13 protein-coding genes and 2 tRNA genes are annotated in these 15,156 nt (G+C 47.2%); 6 read left to right on the forward strand and 9 right to left on the reverse strand.

Features of this window, described 5'->3' with window-relative positions:
* Window positions 1–210 precede the first annotated feature (210 nt).
* Complete coding sequence (locus IEV19_RS02965; protein ID WP_188369213.1) at window positions 211–1,350, forward strand: response regulator; 1,140 nt, start codon at window positions 211–213, stop codon at window positions 1,348–1,350.
* Window positions 1,351–1,485: 135 nt separating this feature from the next.
* Here IEV19_RS02965 and IEV19_RS02970 read toward each other — a convergent pair whose 3' ends face one another.
* The 3 genes from IEV19_RS02970 to IEV19_RS02980 form a co-directional block, all read right to left on the reverse strand.
* Window positions 1,486–2,868, reverse strand: coding sequence for a caspase family protein (locus IEV19_RS02970; RefSeq protein WP_188369214.1), 1,383 nt, complete (start codon window positions 2,866–2,868; stop codon window positions 1,486–1,488).
* A gap of 69 nt (window positions 2,869–2,937) precedes the next feature.
* A complete protein-coding gene (locus tag IEV19_RS02975; RefSeq protein ID WP_188369215.1) occupies window positions 2,938–5,016 on the reverse strand; it encodes a tetratricopeptide repeat protein in 2,079 nt (692 codons plus the stop codon).
* Between the two features lie 385 nt (window positions 5,017–5,401).
* Window positions 5,402–5,551 carry a hypothetical protein gene (locus IEV19_RS02980; protein ID WP_188369216.1) on the reverse strand — a complete coding sequence of 50 codons (150 nt, stop codon included), beginning with the start codon at window positions 5,549–5,551 and terminating at the stop codon, window positions 5,402–5,404.
* Between the two features lie 219 nt (window positions 5,552–5,770).
* Between IEV19_RS02980 and IEV19_RS02985 the strand changes: the two genes are divergently transcribed.
* Together IEV19_RS02985 and IEV19_RS02990 are read left to right on the forward strand one after the other, a co-directional pair.
* A complete protein-coding gene (locus tag IEV19_RS02985; protein ID WP_188369217.1) occupies window positions 5,771–6,385 on the forward strand; it encodes a fasciclin domain-containing protein in 615 nt (204 codons plus the stop codon).
* 147 nt (window positions 6,386–6,532) lie between these two features.
* The gene (locus IEV19_RS02990) at window positions 6,533–6,898 is read left to right on the forward strand and encodes a hypothetical protein (protein WP_188369218.1); all 366 of its coding nucleotides are present in this window, start codon (window positions 6,533–6,535) and stop codon (window positions 6,896–6,898) included.
* Between the two features lie 10 nt (window positions 6,899–6,908).
* Here the strand turns inward: IEV19_RS02990 and IEV19_RS02995 are convergent, their stop codons facing one another.
* The gene (locus IEV19_RS02995) at window positions 6,909–8,978 is read right to left on the reverse strand and encodes a tetratricopeptide repeat protein (protein ID WP_188369219.1); all 2,070 of its coding nucleotides are present in this window, start codon (window positions 8,976–8,978) and stop codon (window positions 6,909–6,911) included.
* A gap of 179 nt (window positions 8,979–9,157) precedes the next feature.
* On the opposite strand from IEV19_RS02995, the gene IEV19_RS03000 reads away from it, so the two are divergent.
* From IEV19_RS03000 to IEV19_RS03010, 3 genes are all read left to right on the forward strand, one after another.
* The gene (locus tag IEV19_RS03000; RefSeq protein ID WP_188369220.1) at window positions 9,158–10,042 is read left to right on the forward strand and encodes a dienelactone hydrolase family protein; all 885 of its coding nucleotides are present in this window, start codon (window positions 9,158–9,160) and stop codon (window positions 10,040–10,042) included.
* Between the two features lie 251 nt (window positions 10,043–10,293).
* A complete protein-coding gene (locus tag IEV19_RS03005; RefSeq protein WP_188369221.1) occupies window positions 10,294–10,794 on the forward strand; it encodes a P-loop nucleotide/nucleoside kinase family protein in 501 nt (166 codons plus the stop codon).
* Window positions 10,772–11,788, forward strand: coding sequence for a hypothetical protein (locus IEV19_RS03010; RefSeq protein ID WP_188369222.1), 1,017 nt, complete (start codon window positions 10,772–10,774; stop codon window positions 11,786–11,788). The genes IEV19_RS03005 and IEV19_RS03010 overlap by 23 nt, the downstream gene beginning before the upstream one ends.
* Window positions 11,789–11,811: 23 nt before the next feature.
* Here the strand turns inward: IEV19_RS03010 and IEV19_RS03015 are convergent, their stop codons facing one another.
* The 5 genes from IEV19_RS03015 to IEV19_RS03035 form a co-directional block, all read right to left on the reverse strand.
* Complete coding sequence (locus IEV19_RS03015) at window positions 11,812–12,798, reverse strand: MlaD family protein (RefSeq protein WP_188369223.1); 987 nt, start codon at window positions 12,796–12,798, stop codon at window positions 11,812–11,814.
* A gap of 4 nt (window positions 12,799–12,802) precedes the next feature.
* On the reverse strand, window positions 12,803–13,600 hold the full coding sequence (locus tag IEV19_RS03020; protein ID WP_188369224.1) for an ABC transporter ATP-binding protein: 798 nt from the start codon (window positions 13,598–13,600) through the stop codon (window positions 12,803–12,805).
* Between the two features lies 1 nt (window position 13,601).
* Complete coding sequence (locus IEV19_RS03025) at window positions 13,602–14,351, reverse strand: MlaE family ABC transporter permease (RefSeq protein ID WP_188370707.1); 750 nt, start codon at window positions 14,349–14,351, stop codon at window positions 13,602–13,604.
* A gap of 498 nt (window positions 14,352–14,849) precedes the next feature.
* A tRNA-Pro gene (locus IEV19_RS03030) sits at window positions 14,850–14,924 on the reverse strand.
* An 83-nt stretch (window positions 14,925–15,007) separates the two neighbouring features.
* Window positions 15,008–15,091 (reverse strand) — tRNA-Ser (locus IEV19_RS03035).
* Window positions 15,092–15,156 lie beyond the last annotated feature (65 nt).

Raw genomic sequence — 15,156 nt, forward strand, 5'->3', positions numbered from 1 at the left:
GATCCCTGTAGGAAAATATAACAGTTCAAAGGTAGATATATTGTGGTATTGATCGATAATCGGCCACAGATACTACGGGTCTGTTCGTCTACAGAAATCCGTCATTCGTCTCCGGCCACCCAAAATGAAGGTCTCCCCCGTTTACTTTTGTGTCAGAAATCGGAATAATAGCCGGTCTCTCTTAACCTTTAAACAATAAATACTTAACCTATGAAAATCCTAGCTATTGACGATCAGCAGCTTATCCTGCTATCCATCGAAAAGAAACTCACCGAATCAGGCTTTGATGTATGCATTTCCGATTCCGGAGATAAAGGCATTGTACTCTATGATCAATTTAAACCGGACCTCGTCATTGTCGATATCAACATGCCCGGGATGAGCGGACTGGACGTCGTGAAACACATCCGCCTCAACAAAGCCGATGAGACCCCAATCTTGATCCTGTCCGGCAATACAGACGAACAGGTAATCATCGACGGATTCGATCTGGGGATCAACGACTACATGAAAAAACCGGTCAGCCTCAATGAGATGGCCGCCAGGGTAGACCGCATCCTTGGGATCCGCAATTTACCCGAAAGGAGGATCCCAGCGAAAACCAATCAAATGCTCCAGCAGTATTGCGTGGGTATCGTGATCCCCTGCTACAACGAAGAGGAGCGCCTTACGAGTGCTGCTTTCCAGGAGTTTGCCAACGAAAACCTGGGGTATCACCTGTGTTTCGTCAATGACGGAAGTACAGATAACACCCTGGAGGTCCTGAATAAGCTGAAGGAAGGGAACGAAGACCGTATCAGTGTCTACAATTGCGAGAAGAACGGTGGGAAGGCCGAAGCGGTAAGACAAGGAATGAAGCACCTGGCCAAAGACAAACAGTTCGATTACCTCGGGTACCTCGATGCCGATCTTTCTACGGATTTCAGGGATTTTGATGAACTGGTCAGGACCCTGGAGAATTCAGACTTCAAGATCGTCAGTGGATCGCGAATCAGTCGGATGGGCGCGAACATCACCAAAGAATCTGCCCGAAAGATCATCAGTAAGACCATCAATATGATCATTCAGACCATCCTTGGTATGCCTTTTAAGGATACTCAGTGCGGGGCCAAGATCATGACCCGCGATATGGTGGAACCGATCTTTGAAGATAAATTCATCACCCGATGGCTGTTCGACGTGGAGATCTTTATGCGAATGAAGGGGTTCTACGGGAAGGAAAAGGCGAAAAACCTCATCTGCGAACAACCTTTGAAAAGGTGGATACACGCAGACGGATCTAAACTTTCCATGAAGGATTCGGTCAAGATCGTAGGACAGCTCGGCCAGATCGCGCTCTATTACAAATAGAATAATCAACCTGCTTAAAGGCCCCTTCTCACGAAGGGGTTTTTTATTTGCCTATAACACAGATAAAAACAATGTGTTCCCGGATTTAGTTCTGTTACTGGAATATCCTTAGATCTGCAGCCAAACTTTATAGGTTCAGGTGAGGAGGGTGTCTTTCAGATAAACGATAAAAGGGTCTTTTTCGTTCCTGGTATCAAACAGGGTGTCGTAGATCATCACCGCCCTTTCGTAGCACTGCATCTTGTACCGTATCCCTGCTTTTTCATCTACAACCTGGTAATGGGTTTTTGAAGCTTCGAGGTCGCCCAGATAAATATTGGCCTCGGCCATGGTCACAAACTTGGGCACACTGTCGTAGGGATACTGGTCAGCAGCACTTAAAGCAATGGCTGCGTACTCCCGCATCTCTCTTTTGCTAAGGTCGAGTTTTGCCAGCATAAAGGCGATCTTTCCCGCGTTGGTAAAGACCTGTTCCTCATCTTCGGTCTTCACCGCCAGCGCATAGGCTTTTCGGTAGATCTCCAGGGCTTCTTCCCCCTCTTTCTGCAACCTGTGTTTCAGGTAGTGGTTTCGGTACAGGTCGCCGAGGGTCTCCATCAGGTCGGGGTCTGATTTCGTCCTCTTATTCCGGTTAAGGGCCTCTATGGCATCCTCTACCCTGCCCACGGCCTCCATGGATTTGATCAGTTTGATAAAACTGTCCTCATCCAGGGCCCCTACATTGGGCTCAAATTCTGCGATGATGGATTCGTGATCCTGGGCATTTCTTGGGAAGTGACTCAGGATCAGGTTCTCAGACATCTGGGTTTTGAAATAAGGGGTCTGAACCACGGCGTTTCCCTCTTCATCTTCACAATTAGCGGCCATACGCGGAACTTCGTTAAAGATGTATTCCACCACATCCATCATGCTGACCTCCGGTTCGGTAAAGGGCCTCACATGCCTGCCTGCCAGTACGTCCAGCAAGGCCCGGGTAAAGAAACTGTGATCGCCATAGCCGTACGATTTCTCATTGTCCTGGCAGGATGCCATGATCCAGATGCCCTGCTCATCATTGAGTTTCTGGGCCATGCCGTAAAGCCCCTTGATCCCGCTCTGTACCATCCCTTCTGCGTGGCAGCAATCCAGGAATAACACCAGCTTATTGGAAGGGAGATCGTTGATCTTGTCCCTCAGTTCTTCGGCCGTGATCATGGTCTCCATAATATTGTCTGCTGTCATGTCTGAGGGTTGAAGGAAGAACTTATGGCGGTCGCTGTATTTACCACCATGACCCGAATAATACAGGAGGATGGTAGATTCTTCGTTTGTCTTTTCTTTGAGTTCGTCAAAAGCCTGCAGGATCCCCGCCCTGGTCGCCTCTTTCTCGGTCCTCAGGATCACATTCTCTTCGGGATAGCCAATCAACTTGTCATCGATCAGGCTTTCCTGCAGCATTTTGGCATCGTTGACGGTGTATTCGATCTTATCACCCCCAACCCCAATGATCAGGGCAAAATTGTTCTCTGAATTGTACATCGGTTATTTGTTATCCCCCCGCAGAGGGTGTTGGTTATTCACATTCGAAGACTGCTCGCAGCCTTTGCCCTACCCTTCATTCCAGAAGTTCAGGACCTTCCTGAATTCCGGGGATGCCTTCAGTGGCTGAAAAAGGTAATCATTATGAAAGGTGGTGCTGGTAAAGCGTTTTCCCGCTGCTACTGCCTGTAATAAATACTTTAAAGCCACTTCTTCTTCTCCCTTAAAAGCGTGAAACCGGGCCAGGTTGTAGTCCACTTCTCCAAACTGATATTCTGAACGCATCTCACTCACCTCCAACATAGCGTTCTGTGCTTTTTCCTCTTCCCCATTCTTCAGATAGGCCATGGCCAGATAGGTCTTCATACCGAGGGGATCGTCACTGTCGGGCAGCAAAGCCTCCAGCAGTGCACCCGCCCTGTCATAATCTTCCATGTAAAAAGCTGTTTCAGCCTGTAGTTCCCTTTCGGACTGACTAAGTTGACGGCCCCTCTGTTCCTGAAATGCAGTTACACCGGTCAGATACTTCATGGCCTCAGCCTTATTTCCGGTCTTCATGTATTCCAGTCCGGTTTTCAGCATCATCAGCTGCCAGTACTCTATCCGGCCCAGGAGCCGGATGTGCTCCATTAGGTCAGCAACGGCAGCGTGATCTCCTTCCAGGACATAGGCTTTCATCAACACCTCCTTGATCCACTCCTGTCCGGCTGTGTTGGCATAAGGTTTAAGCATTTCAATGGTCTCGGCAACCCTGCCCAGTTCCAGGTTTGCCATCCCCTGTACAAAGTCGCGATATTCACAGGATATACAATTGTCCAGGTCGAAGTCTTCCTGCGGAATGACGGCGTAGATCGTATCCACAGCCTGAGGCATGTTCACGAATTGCAGAGCCAGGACCATCATGCTGAGGTTCATCTCAATTTCCTTTGGGGCGCTGTTGTATTCTTCCTTATAGGTTTTGAAAGCCGTTCTGTTATCGCCTTTAAAACAAGCCTCGTAATGCTGTATCATATTGAGCTGTTCCCTCTTTGTCCCGGTTTCTGCTGCCAGGACTTGCAGGAGTGAGTCGGCTATGGCAAATTCATCACGGTTGTAGTAATAAGCGACCCTGTCTAATTTAGGTCTGAAGAAACTGCTGTCGGCGGCGATTGCCTCATTGATAGTCCTCAGCTGATCCGGGGACTGGATCTGTTGGAGGTCATAACTTTCCAGCCAGAGTTTATACGCATTAAAGTTCGGGGGTTTTTCTTCGATCCCGATGATCTTTGTCCCTCTCGAGCCCAGATACCCAAGTACCCGCTGCTTCACGTTTTCAATACAATCCAGGGGACTATCGGCATCACACTCTACCTGCTCAAAAGAGACCAGCGTCCGGTTCATATTGCCGTTCATAACCGAACACTGAAGCAAGAGTCGACCGTTATTCAGATAATAGGTACCCTTCACCACCTTGGATGGTCTGAGATACTCTTTAAGGACCCCGTTTTCTTCGCTGGGGATCACAGCTGCTTTGAGGACATTGGTATAATCCTCCACGATCTGGGGGGAGATCACCTGCCCCACCTTATTCTGGGTGATCCCGTGCATGATCCAGTCCACAGCCATATTCCCGATCACATCCAGGTTAGGATCTGCGGTGTTATTTTGAAAAGTAAGGACCGCGATCCGGTCATTATCCGGTTCATCAGGAAAGGTAAAGGCGCTCATGTCTTCCTGTTCGATGAAGTTGGCGCGGACGATCAGGGATGCCGAGAGCAAGACGACCAGGCTGATGACGAAGAGAGCTGAAAAGTACATCCTCTGAAAGGGACTCAACAAACGAACCCCCGGCAGGTGGACCTTCTTTTTTTTAAGCCCGTTTTCATCTTCAGGTCCATCCGAGGATTTTGAAGTCACCTTTATTCCGTCCCGGTTTTTATACCGGGTCTCCAATGGTTTTAGCCGGTAGCGCCATAAAAGGTAAATATAAAACGGAAAACTGATCAGTAATGCTAAAAGAAGATAGGTCATGCTGATCTTCGGTAACCCTATGGGCTCGTAGATCTCAGAGAAAACCTGGATCAGGACCCAGCTGGAAACTATATAAATAGAGAGATTCTTAAAGACCTCTTTCTCATGACATTCCTTGATGAAGTCCTTTAGGTTCATGGATTAGGTACACTATGGGATTTACGTAGAAAGCTTAACTCTATAAGTTAGGAATCCTCCTAGTTTTTCACTAATATAGTGATAAATTAACTCTAAAAACTTTAAGCCATGGGGACCACAAAACCAAAGGTATCATCCAAAGAAGGACATGTACCGAAAACCAAAGCGACTTCTAAAGAAGGTCATGTACCAAAAACAAAGGTTACCTCCAAAGGGGGAGGACACGTGCCTAAGTGATCAAAGAAGTAATAGAAAGTTTTCTGCGATTGTGAGATAATCGCATCAAATCCGGTTGTTTTTCCTCCGGATTTTTTTTGTGCAAGCCACAGGCAAATGAGACCTCGAAATGTCGAAATTTAAGTCCCTCCTGAAGTTATAGGAGTGTTTAATTCTTCCCGGAAGTACTTTCAGGATTCGAAACAGCCCATGCTCGTTCCCGCTGCAAGGCTTTTAGTACATTGACATCAAATCGAACTCCATCCACATGCATATCTGCCAGAGGCAGTTGACTCCTTAAATCTATTCCCTTTTTCATAGCAGTTTTTTACACCCTCAAGATAACGAGTTTTTGTTTAACTATTATATATAAAAAGTTAAACATTTTATAATGTACTCTGTATTTTTTCGATTGTCATCCAATTTTTCTATTGTATAAGTGAGAAGAGACAAACCTTCTATTCGATTCTGTATGAGGTAAGTCAGACCTCTTATCTTCTATAAGGATTTAAGGGGTATTTCAAATCAAAAAAACAATATGAAAAAGAATTTATTTATTAAGTCGATTTTTATTTTCACCCTTATCCTGGTGATTTCGTGTAAGGAAAAAACTCCCAGTACTGAGATGGTCTCAGTTTCCACTTCGTATCGAACATCCCTCGACTACGACCGCACTGTGCTGCAGATCCTCGACCAAAGTCCGGTTTACAACAGTTTTCTCAAATTGGTAAATGCCGTAGAATATTTCGACGAGATCCGAAACATGAACAATGTAATGGTATTTGTACCGACAGACGAGGCTTTTGGACCCAGTAAGTACCTCATCAACGAGTTGAGTTCACCGGAAAATCTGGATCGCCTTGTCGACATCCTTGAATACCATTTTGTCCGCGGAGATCTGGATGCAGAGAATCTGCAAGCCGACCTCTCTGCGGCGAGTGGGCCTATCCGCTTGAAAACGATCAATGGAGGCTATCTCGCTTTTAGAATGCAGAAAGGCAAACTCAGCATTCTGGACGAAAGCACTGGGGTAGCTTTTATTTCTAAGTCGAGCATCCGTGGTAGCAACGGGGTAGTATTTACGATAGACCGTGTATTGCGTCCTAATCGTGACAACACGACCAAGCCGGGTGTGGCCATGTCCCGTAAATAATATGAACTATCCCCTTGGGATGAGGGATTACACTTCCTCTATGTCGTACCTCATTATCGGGCTAAAATCCCTACCCCATGTTCTTAATATTTTATCCAAAAACTCATGAATGTAATTTCCAGCAACAAAAGATTATTAAAAGTTTACATGAACTCTGCGGATCCCAATGACAGGGAGGCCAGAGCCTATTTATCTTCTGTTCGTAAACACATATTATTCGTAGACCTCAGCGTGAGCCCCCTGACCCAGAGGCAATGGGCCGGAGTGATAGAAAAACTGGACCTTCACCCAAGTAAAATAACAGATCCAAATCACAAACTTCTTAAAAACGAACGGGGCGAGCGGGTGTTTCTTTCTATGGATGATTGGCTGAATGTCCTGGCCATCTCCCCGGAGATCGTCATGGGCACCATAGTCGTGGAGGGAGATGAAGTCCTGTACTTCAGGTCCCCCAAAGACCTCATTCAATACGTAGTTGCCAAACCGGTAAGTAAGAATAATTCAAGAGAATAACCCCTTCCGGTCAATGCCAGAAGGTCAGGACGTTTTGAAAAGCATCCAAGTCCCTATAAGGCCTCATTAGCACATCGTCGTGAAATGTCCCGGGGTTGTAGCGCTTTCCGGCGGCAACGGCCCTGATAAGATGCTGAATGGTAAGATCCGTGTTTCCCGTGAAGGCATGGTAACGGGCCTTGGCATAGTCTATGGCACCGTATTGATAATCCGTACGGAGTCCTTCCAGCTGTTCCAGCACCTCTTCCGCTTTTTCCACTCCGCCCGTTTTCCAGAGTGACATAGCCAGAAAGGCATTAAAGTCGATATCATCTGGGTTCAATGAGACAAGCTCCTCCAGATGTTTCACAGCCCTGGGGTAATCTCCCTTGTAAAAATGAGCCATGGCCATTTGTTCTAACTCGACTTCGGTCAGTTCCTTGTCTGACATTTCGAAGGACCCCAGCAGCAAATCCAGGTAGGAATCCGAGACTTCCTTTTTCCCCTGAAGCAGGAATTGTTTGCCTAACAGCAGACATTTATCCCGCCATATTTTATTATTTCCCGTGAGTTTTACGGTGGTAAGGATCTCATCGACCTTATCCCGCTCCCCCGTTCTCACAAAGGCGTACAGCAGGACGTCCTTTACCCAGTAGAATTCCTTGACGGTGCCATATTTACCAAACATTTCAATGGGAACCTCGGGCCTGCCTAAGGCGATGTCGGCCATGCCCTTGGTATAGAACCTGTATTCACATGTAAGGCAGTTCAGGCTGTCTATCTTTTCCATGGCCAATTGTTTAGTGTAAATAGAGTCTACCGCCTCCGGCCTGTTGACGAACTGCAGGGCTACGACCATGGTACTGCTATTGTTGTTCAGATCATCAGGCTCCCAATTGTATTCCTTTTTCAGGTAGGTGAAGGCCTTCTTATTGTCTCCCCTTACCAGGGCATTCCACAGTTTGACGATGTTTTTTTGCCGGCTGCCTTTCAGGTCATCCCTGGCCAATGCCTGTATAAGGGAATCCGTCTTTCCGAACTCTCCTATATTGTAGTAGTAGGTGATCCGGTGCATTTTAGGTTCAAAATAATTGCTGTCCAGGGCTATGGCCTCGTTCATGATCCGCAGGTACTCCGGATCGGTATTGTCAACATTTTCGGCCTCCAGGATCATTTTGTAGGCCTCATAATTGGGGGGTTCTTCTTCATAAAGGGTCCACCTTTCCTTCTCACCCAGGAGAGAACCCAGCAGTCGCTGTTTGAGTTCTTCAATACATTCCAGCGGATTGTCTGTGGCGCAGGAAACAGGCTCTATGGTCTCCAGTGTTTCATTCATATTTCCGTCGAGGATGGCACACTGGATGAGCAATTTGCCGTTACTGAGGTAGTATTTCCCCGTAATCACCTTTCCCGGTTTGAGAACTTCCGTAAGAATGCTGTTCTCGTCATCAGAAACAATGGATGCCTTCATGACGGTATTGTATTGCTCCAATACCTTGGGAGAGATCACCTGTCCCATCTCATTTTGTGTGATCCCGTGGATGATCCAGTCGACCGCCATTTTCCCCACCACATCCAGATCTGCATTCATAGTATTATTCTCAAACGACAGTACGGCTACCTTGTCATTCCTGTCTTCGGATGGAAAAGTAAAAGCCCCCGGATCCGGTTCTGTGATGAAATTGGCCCGCACGATCCAGGAAACGGAGCCCAGTGAAAGGAGGAAGATAAACGTGAGAAAGGCGAAATACATCTTTTGAAAGGGACTGTAGAAACGTATGCCCGGCAGATGTTTCTTAGTTTTATCGGTTGGATTTTCTTTCGGATCAACATCCTCTCCCCTGACTATCTTCAGGTTATTGCTGCGGTCCGAGTCCTGTTCTGCGGGTTTTAGTCGGTACCGCCAGATGAGATAGGTGTAAAAAGGAAAGCCTGCGATCAAAACCAGGAGGAGGTAGGTCATGGAGATCTTTGGCAGGCCAAAGGGTTCACGGATCTCGGAAAAGACCTGTATCAGGACCCATCCGCTCACGATGTAGATGGAGAGATGCTTGAAAACGTCTCTCTGATGACATTCCTTGACGAATTCCCGAAGTTGCATGGTGGTTGGTATTCCTACTCAAGATAAGAATAAATTGAGAAGTAATGTTTGAATCTATTCCATAGAATCCTTAAATCCAAACCATTGAGTCAGAGGTCTCTCTTTTTTTGGTACCTTTCTGAAGCCGGGATTGGTCACCCACCTACTATTCAAATCGAATCACAAAACGCCAAAACACCATGAAAAAATTAAAGAAAGAACAGATCATGCAGGAGGTGTTCGACCTCTACGATGCCTATGCGCATAACAAGCTGCAAAGGAGGGAATTCATAGAAAAGCTGTCGGTGTATGCGGTCGGTGGGATCACGGTGGCCTCCCTGATGAGCTTTCTGATGCCGAATTACAGGGATACCCTCCTGGTAAAGCAGGACGATCCTTCCCTGGATTCAGGTTATATTACCTATAACTCCCCGAATGGCGGAGGCGAGATCCGGGGATTGCTCTCCATGCCTAAGAAGCGGGAGGGCACCCTGGGAGGTATCGTGGTGGTCCATGAGAACCGTGGCCTCAATCCCTATATAGAAGATACCGCAAGAAGGGCCGCCCTGGCCGGGTTTGTGACCCTGGCCCCTGATGCTTTGTGGCCCCTGGGTGGATATCCCGGAAATGACGATGAAGGCAGGGCTATGCAGCGTGAACGCGACCGGAACGAGATGCTGGAGGATTTTATCGCAGCTTTCAATTACCTGAAAGGTCATGAAGCCTGTAACGGGAAAGTTGGCGTTGTCGGTTTCTGTTTCGGGGGATGGATCTCCAATATGATGGCCGTGAAAGTACCCGATCTGGCAGCTTCTGTACCCTTTTACGGGGGGCAGCCCAAGGAGGATATCGATAAGATCAATGCACCTCTTATGCTGCAGTTTGCCGGACTGGATGAACGTGTCAATGCCGGGTGGCCTGCCTATGAAGAAGCCCTGAAAAAGCACGGGAAGGAGTACGTGGCCTATACGTATCCGGATGTAAACCACGGCTTCCACAACACCAGTACACCCCGGTATGACAAGCCTTCGGCCGAACTGGCCTGGGGCAGGACGATCGAATTTTTTAAGGAGAAGCTCCGGTAAGCTAGTTCAGGGACCTGAATTAGTCGGATACTTTATAAGAAAAAAAACCTATCAAAACCAGAATCGGAAGACGGGCATTTATCAGGAACACTTGTCTGGCAGGGGGCGGACTCATGCTGGGAATTAGTTGGCTGAATTAACCCCTATCTTTACATATACCCCGCAGGTATAGGTCTAAGCCTATTCCCCTTATTTCAAAAGATGGGAGATCATTAAACAGGCTGACTTGTACGGCTTGAAATAAGGAAATCATGGTCGTGATCGTATTAGGTTTACCGGGATCAGGCAAGAGCTATTTTGCCGAAAAACTTGCCGGGAAGATTGAGGCAGAATATATCAGCAGTGACCGATTGCGAAAGGAACTATTCGCAGAACGCACGTATTCCAAAGCAGAAAAGGCCCGGGTGTACGAAGAGATGCTCAAGAGAACGGAACTGGCTATTTCTAACAATAAGCCTGTAGTTCTGGATGCTACTTTCTACGAGGAGGAAACGCGGGAAATGTTCCTGGAAAATTTAGGAATACAAACTTTTATCGTTGAAATACAGGCCTCCGAATCCCTTATCAAAGAGCGGCTAAAGAAAAAACGGCTTTACAGTGAGGCGGATTTTGAGGTATACCAGATGATCCGCAACAAATGGATTGAAGTAAAACAGCCGCGTCTCATCTTAAAATCTACTGATACCAACGTTGACGATATGCTCAACAGGGCTTTAGAATACCTGAGTAATGACACCGGAACAGATCCATAAACTAATTACCGAAGGGGAATTCCCTGAATTCTCTTCCGGACGGGAATTGATCGAGACCCATATCTCCTGGGTCATTCTGTGCGATGAATTTGTGTACAAGATCAAAAAGCCGATCAGGTATTCCTTCCTCGACTTTCATTCCCTGGAAAAGCGGAAATTCTTCTGCGAAAGGGAACTGGAGCTAAACAAGCGATTTGCCAAGGACATTTACCTGGAAGTATTGCCTATCTACGAGGTCAACGGAACATTAAAGATAGGCGAACACCGTGGATCCCTTGTCGATTACACTCTGAAGATGCGCAAGCTCGATCCTGACAAGCGACTGGACAAACTGCTCAGGCGGGGTGAAGTCAGCGCCGATGACATCAAATCCCTGGCATTGTGGGTTGCAGATTTCCACAATAAATCGGCCGTGATCCGGGAAAAGAACATATTGGACGTGGGAGTAAAATTCAACGATCTGACGACTCAAAAGGAATTGATTTCTACCGGACTCGGGGAAGCCCGGGCCCGGATCATCGACTGGTCTGTCGAGGTTTCCGATATGTTCTTGCAGAAAAACGAAGCCTTGCTGACTGAACGTCTGAAAGCCGGCTTTTACAGGGATTGCCACGGTGACCTGCATGCGAGGAACATTTTTATGTTGCCGGCGCCCCAGCCGTTTGATTGCCTGGAGTTCAATGACGACTACCGACAGATGGACGTGCTCAATGAGATAGCCTTTCTCTGCATGGACCTGGACGCCTTTGAAGAACACAGCTTGTCAGATTTGTGTATCCAGCACTACAATCTTTATTTTCCCGCGATACGGACGACAGAAGAACGGGATCTTTTTGAATACTACAAGGCCTATCGTGCCAATGTGCGGGCCAAGGTCAACAGCCTCCGGGCAGGGAGTGAATCAGACATGGACAAAAAAGAAAAGATGCTGGCCGAGACACAAAAGTATTTGGGGATGATGGAAGGGTATCTTCAAGCCCTTACCATTGCTTAAAAGTAACTAAGGCTTCTTTCCCTTTAGTTCTTCCCTCCTTTTTCCTTGAGCTGTTGCCTCTCAAGCTTCCTGAAATAGCCACGGGTGAGGAAGTTGTGCTTCAGGGCCTCCATATTCTGGTTGAATTTTTCCACCCCCTCTTCTACATTTTTCACCGTGTTTTCCAATTGACGAACAAGGAGGGTATCCTGGGTCAGGTAACGCACGGCCCCTCCTTCCCTGTCGATTCCCGTCATAAGGGTATCCAATTTAATCACGACATTTTCAAGGCCCTGGCTCGAAGATTCCAAATTATTGATAACGCTTCTGATCTGATTTGTTGTAAGGCTGTCTGCCAACAGCAGTCCGGCTGCGCTTTGCTCAAAATCGATCTTTTGCATGATCTTGTTTAATTCTGACAACGCCGCATTCGCCTGGCTACTGGTTTGTTTCAGGTTGGTTATGGTCTGTTGAAGGTCACCGGCCATCACCGTGTCGTTCAAAAGTCGGCCAAAGGTACCTTTCCCCCTTACCAGTGCCTGTGATACCTTTAGCAGATCGGCAGTCAGAAGGGCGGCATTTTCATTGGTGGTATTCAGGGTACTGAGAATATCCTGAGTCGCGATCTTGCTATAGGATCTCAGTTGATCTCCCGGTTCAACGAGGAGTGTATCCCCTTCGGAAGGCACTATATTGACCAGCATACTACCCACCAGTCCGTCCGTACCTATCATGGCCACAGCATCTTTTCTGATATGGTCGCGCATTTTGTCGTCTATGATCATATACACCTTGATGGTAGTGTCGTTGATCATTTCGATGCGATTGACTGTCCCCACATTGATCCCGGAAAACCGGACATTATTCCCTTTTTGCAGGCCGCTTGCATTCTTAAAATCGGCGTTGAGCTGAAACGTATTTCCGAAAAGGTTTTGCTGATTCCCGATCAGGTAAGCTGCTATCACCAATAATACAGTTCCAATGACCACAAACACGCCAAGTCTTATATTGTTTGCCCTTGTTTTTTCCATGGTGTTACTTTTTAAAGAATGCTTCTACTTTCGGGTCTTTGTCGGAGGATAGTTCGGCATACGTTCCTTCGGCATAATTGATACCATCAACCAGTAGGACCATGCGTTCGGATATGACCCTGGCACAGTCAACATCATGAGTGATAATAAGCGAAGAGGTGTTGTATTTCTTCTGAATACTCCGCATAAGTTCAATGATTTCCTTGGCTGTTATAGGATCGAGTCCGCTCGTTGGTTCATCATACAGGATCACTTTGGGTTTCAGTATGAGTGTACGGGCCAGGGCCACCCGTCTCTTCATCCCGCCCGACAATTCCTCAGGCATAAGATCGAGGGTATGGGCCAGCCCCACATTTTCAAGGGCTTCCAGTACCATAGGTTCCGTATCAGCAAAAGCACCTAGTTTTTCCTTATGCCTGCGCATGGGAAATTCCAGGTTCTCTCGCACCGTCATGGAGTCATACAAGGCACTGCCCTGAAAAAGAAAACCGATATCCGCTCTCAGGGTATCGAGCTGAGCCCGGTCCAGAGTGTTCACTTCCTTACCCAAAACTTCGATATAACCGCTATCTGCCTGCATCAGTCCAACCAGGCACTTGATCATCACAGATTTGCCCGAACCTGATTTACCCATGATCACCAGATTCTCGCCTTCGTAGAGTCTCAGATTAAATCCATTGAGCACATGGTTATCCCCAAAACTCTTCCGCAGATCCCTGATTTCTATGACCACCTTCCTACCCTCCGGATCTTTTTGTAAGGTCCCGTTTTTTACATATGGTATGTGGGTTCTCTGGTTCATACTACAATTCGTAAAAAATATCGGATACAAAGACAGCGATAAAATCCACCATAAACAGTAAAAGTGAAGCCGTGACCACTGCCGTGTTGGCAGCAATCCCCACTCCTGCCGTTCCTTTTTTGCTGAAATATCCCTTATAACAGCCTACCAGACCGATCACAAAACCAAAAAAGAAGGACTTGACCGTGGCAGGTATCAGGTCGCCATACCCAAGTGCATTAAATACCGTATTAAAATAGAGCTGAAATGAAACATCACCTTTCAGATTTTCTACCAATGCTGAGCCAAAGAGGGCTACCAGATCTCCAAAAACGACCAGCAGGGGAAGCATGAGGGTGGTAGCCAAAATACGGGTCACCACCAGAAATTTGAAAGGGTTGGTTCCGGAAACCTCCATGGCATCTATTTGCTCCGTCACCCTCATAGACCCCAATTCTGCTCCCATCCCGGAGGCGACACGCCCGGCACAGATCAGGGCTGTGATCACAGGACCTATCTCGCGAACGATAGAGATTCCCACCATGTTCGGCATCCAGGAAACCGCTCCAAATTCTATGAGGGTCGGCCTGGATTGCAGGGTGAGCACCAGGCCGATGATAAAACCGGTGACCACGACCAACATCAACGATCTGTTACCAACATTGTAACACTGCCGAAGCAGTTCCCTGAATTCCATAGGTGGTTTAATGACTTCTCTGAAGAAACGGGCGGCGAAATAAGCAAGGGCACCTGTTTCCTGAAAGAAATTCATCACGGCCCCATAAAATCTGTTGGCCAAGCGTCTTTGAGTCTGTTGCCCGACAGTCATAATCTTAAAGGTAGTTTATCACTCTGAATTGAAAAATGATATTGATCATGCCGGGAATTCACTCTTTCTTAGTGCCAGAACGTACAATTCAATATCTTTATCTCAGGATATTCTTACCGTGGAGATGGAGTTGAAGAACTGAACTCCCGGACATGGCTGGTGTTTCGGGATCGGTGATCCTGAAGGGAGAGAATCTGCAGTAAAGTGAACCTGTTCGCTGCGCTCAAACAGTTTCTTTCCTAACTTAAAAAAGGATTACGCCCGGAAAGTAGAGCATAGCTCACTTTCGGGCGTGATCCTGAAGGGGGGAGGTGACAGTAAAGTGAACCTATTCGCTACGCTTACTTTGTTTTTTATTTTCCTGACTCTCATCAGAATGAATTCCACTCACTTCAGGAAAATAAAAAACCATCGCCTAAAGACGATGGTTCTACTTTACTGTCGGGGTGGCAGGATTCGAACCTGCGACCTCCTGCTCCCAAAGCAGGCGCGATAACCGGGCTACGCTACACCCCGAGGCAGCTATTGCTGCATATACCAAATTAAGAACATATTTAGGCGGACGTGTCCGCCGGAGCTGCGTTTTAACACAGCGGAGGCGGAGAGACTGGGACTCGAACCCAGGCGACACTTACGCGTCGACAGATTAGCAATCTGCTCCGTTACCACTCCGGCACCTCTCCAAAATTTCAATCACTCAAAAATGATCTTACGATTCATCAATGAAGCGGGTGCAAAAGTACTTTTT

Source organism: Muriicola marianensis (assembly GCF_014638095.1).
GTDB classification, from domain to species: domain Bacteria; phylum Bacteroidota; class Bacteroidia; order Flavobacteriales; family Flavobacteriaceae; genus Muriicola; species Muriicola marianensis.

Excerpts from the sequence above, each read along its gene's own strand:
- IEV19_RS03000 (WP_188369220.1), top strand. The coding sequence starts at position 9,158 with ATGAAAAAATTAAAGAAAGAACAGATCATGCAGGAGGTGTTCGACCTC.
- IEV19_RS02980 (WP_188369216.1), bottom strand. The coding sequence starts at position 5,551 with ATGAAAAAGGGAATAGATTTAAGGAGTCAACTGCCTCTGGCAGATATG.
- IEV19_RS03010 (WP_188369222.1), top strand. The coding sequence starts at position 10,772 with ATGACACCGGAACAGATCCATAAACTAATTACCGAAGGGGAATTCCCT.
- IEV19_RS03020 (WP_188369224.1), bottom strand. The coding sequence starts at position 13,600 with ATGAACCAGAGAACCCACATACCATATGTAAAAAACGGGACCTTACAA.
- IEV19_RS03015 (WP_188369223.1), bottom strand. The coding sequence starts at position 12,798 with ATGGAAAAAACAAGGGCAAACAATATAAGACTTGGCGTGTTTGTGGTC.
- IEV19_RS02995 (WP_188369219.1), bottom strand. The coding sequence starts at position 8,978 with ATGCAACTTCGGGAATTCGTCAAGGAATGTCATCAGAGAGACGTTTTC.
- IEV19_RS02975 (WP_188369215.1), bottom strand. The coding sequence starts at position 5,016 with ATGAACCTAAAGGACTTCATCAAGGAATGTCATGAGAAAGAGGTCTTT.
- IEV19_RS02990 (WP_188369218.1), top strand. The coding sequence starts at position 6,533 with ATGAACTCTGCGGATCCCAATGACAGGGAGGCCAGAGCCTATTTATCT.
- IEV19_RS03005 (WP_188369221.1), top strand. The coding sequence starts at position 10,294 with ATGGTCGTGATCGTATTAGGTTTACCGGGATCAGGCAAGAGCTATTTT.
- IEV19_RS02965 (WP_188369213.1), top strand. The coding sequence starts at position 211 with ATGAAAATCCTAGCTATTGACGATCAGCAGCTTATCCTGCTATCCATC.
- IEV19_RS02985 (WP_188369217.1), top strand. The coding sequence starts at position 5,771 with ATGAAAAAGAATTTATTTATTAAGTCGATTTTTATTTTCACCCTTATC.
- IEV19_RS03025 (WP_188370707.1), bottom strand. The coding sequence starts at position 14,351 with ATGAATTTCTTTCAGGAAACAGGTGCCCTTGCTTATTTCGCCGCCCGT.
- IEV19_RS02970 (WP_188369214.1), bottom strand. The coding sequence starts at position 2,868 with ATGTACAATTCAGAGAACAATTTTGCCCTGATCATTGGGGTTGGGGGT.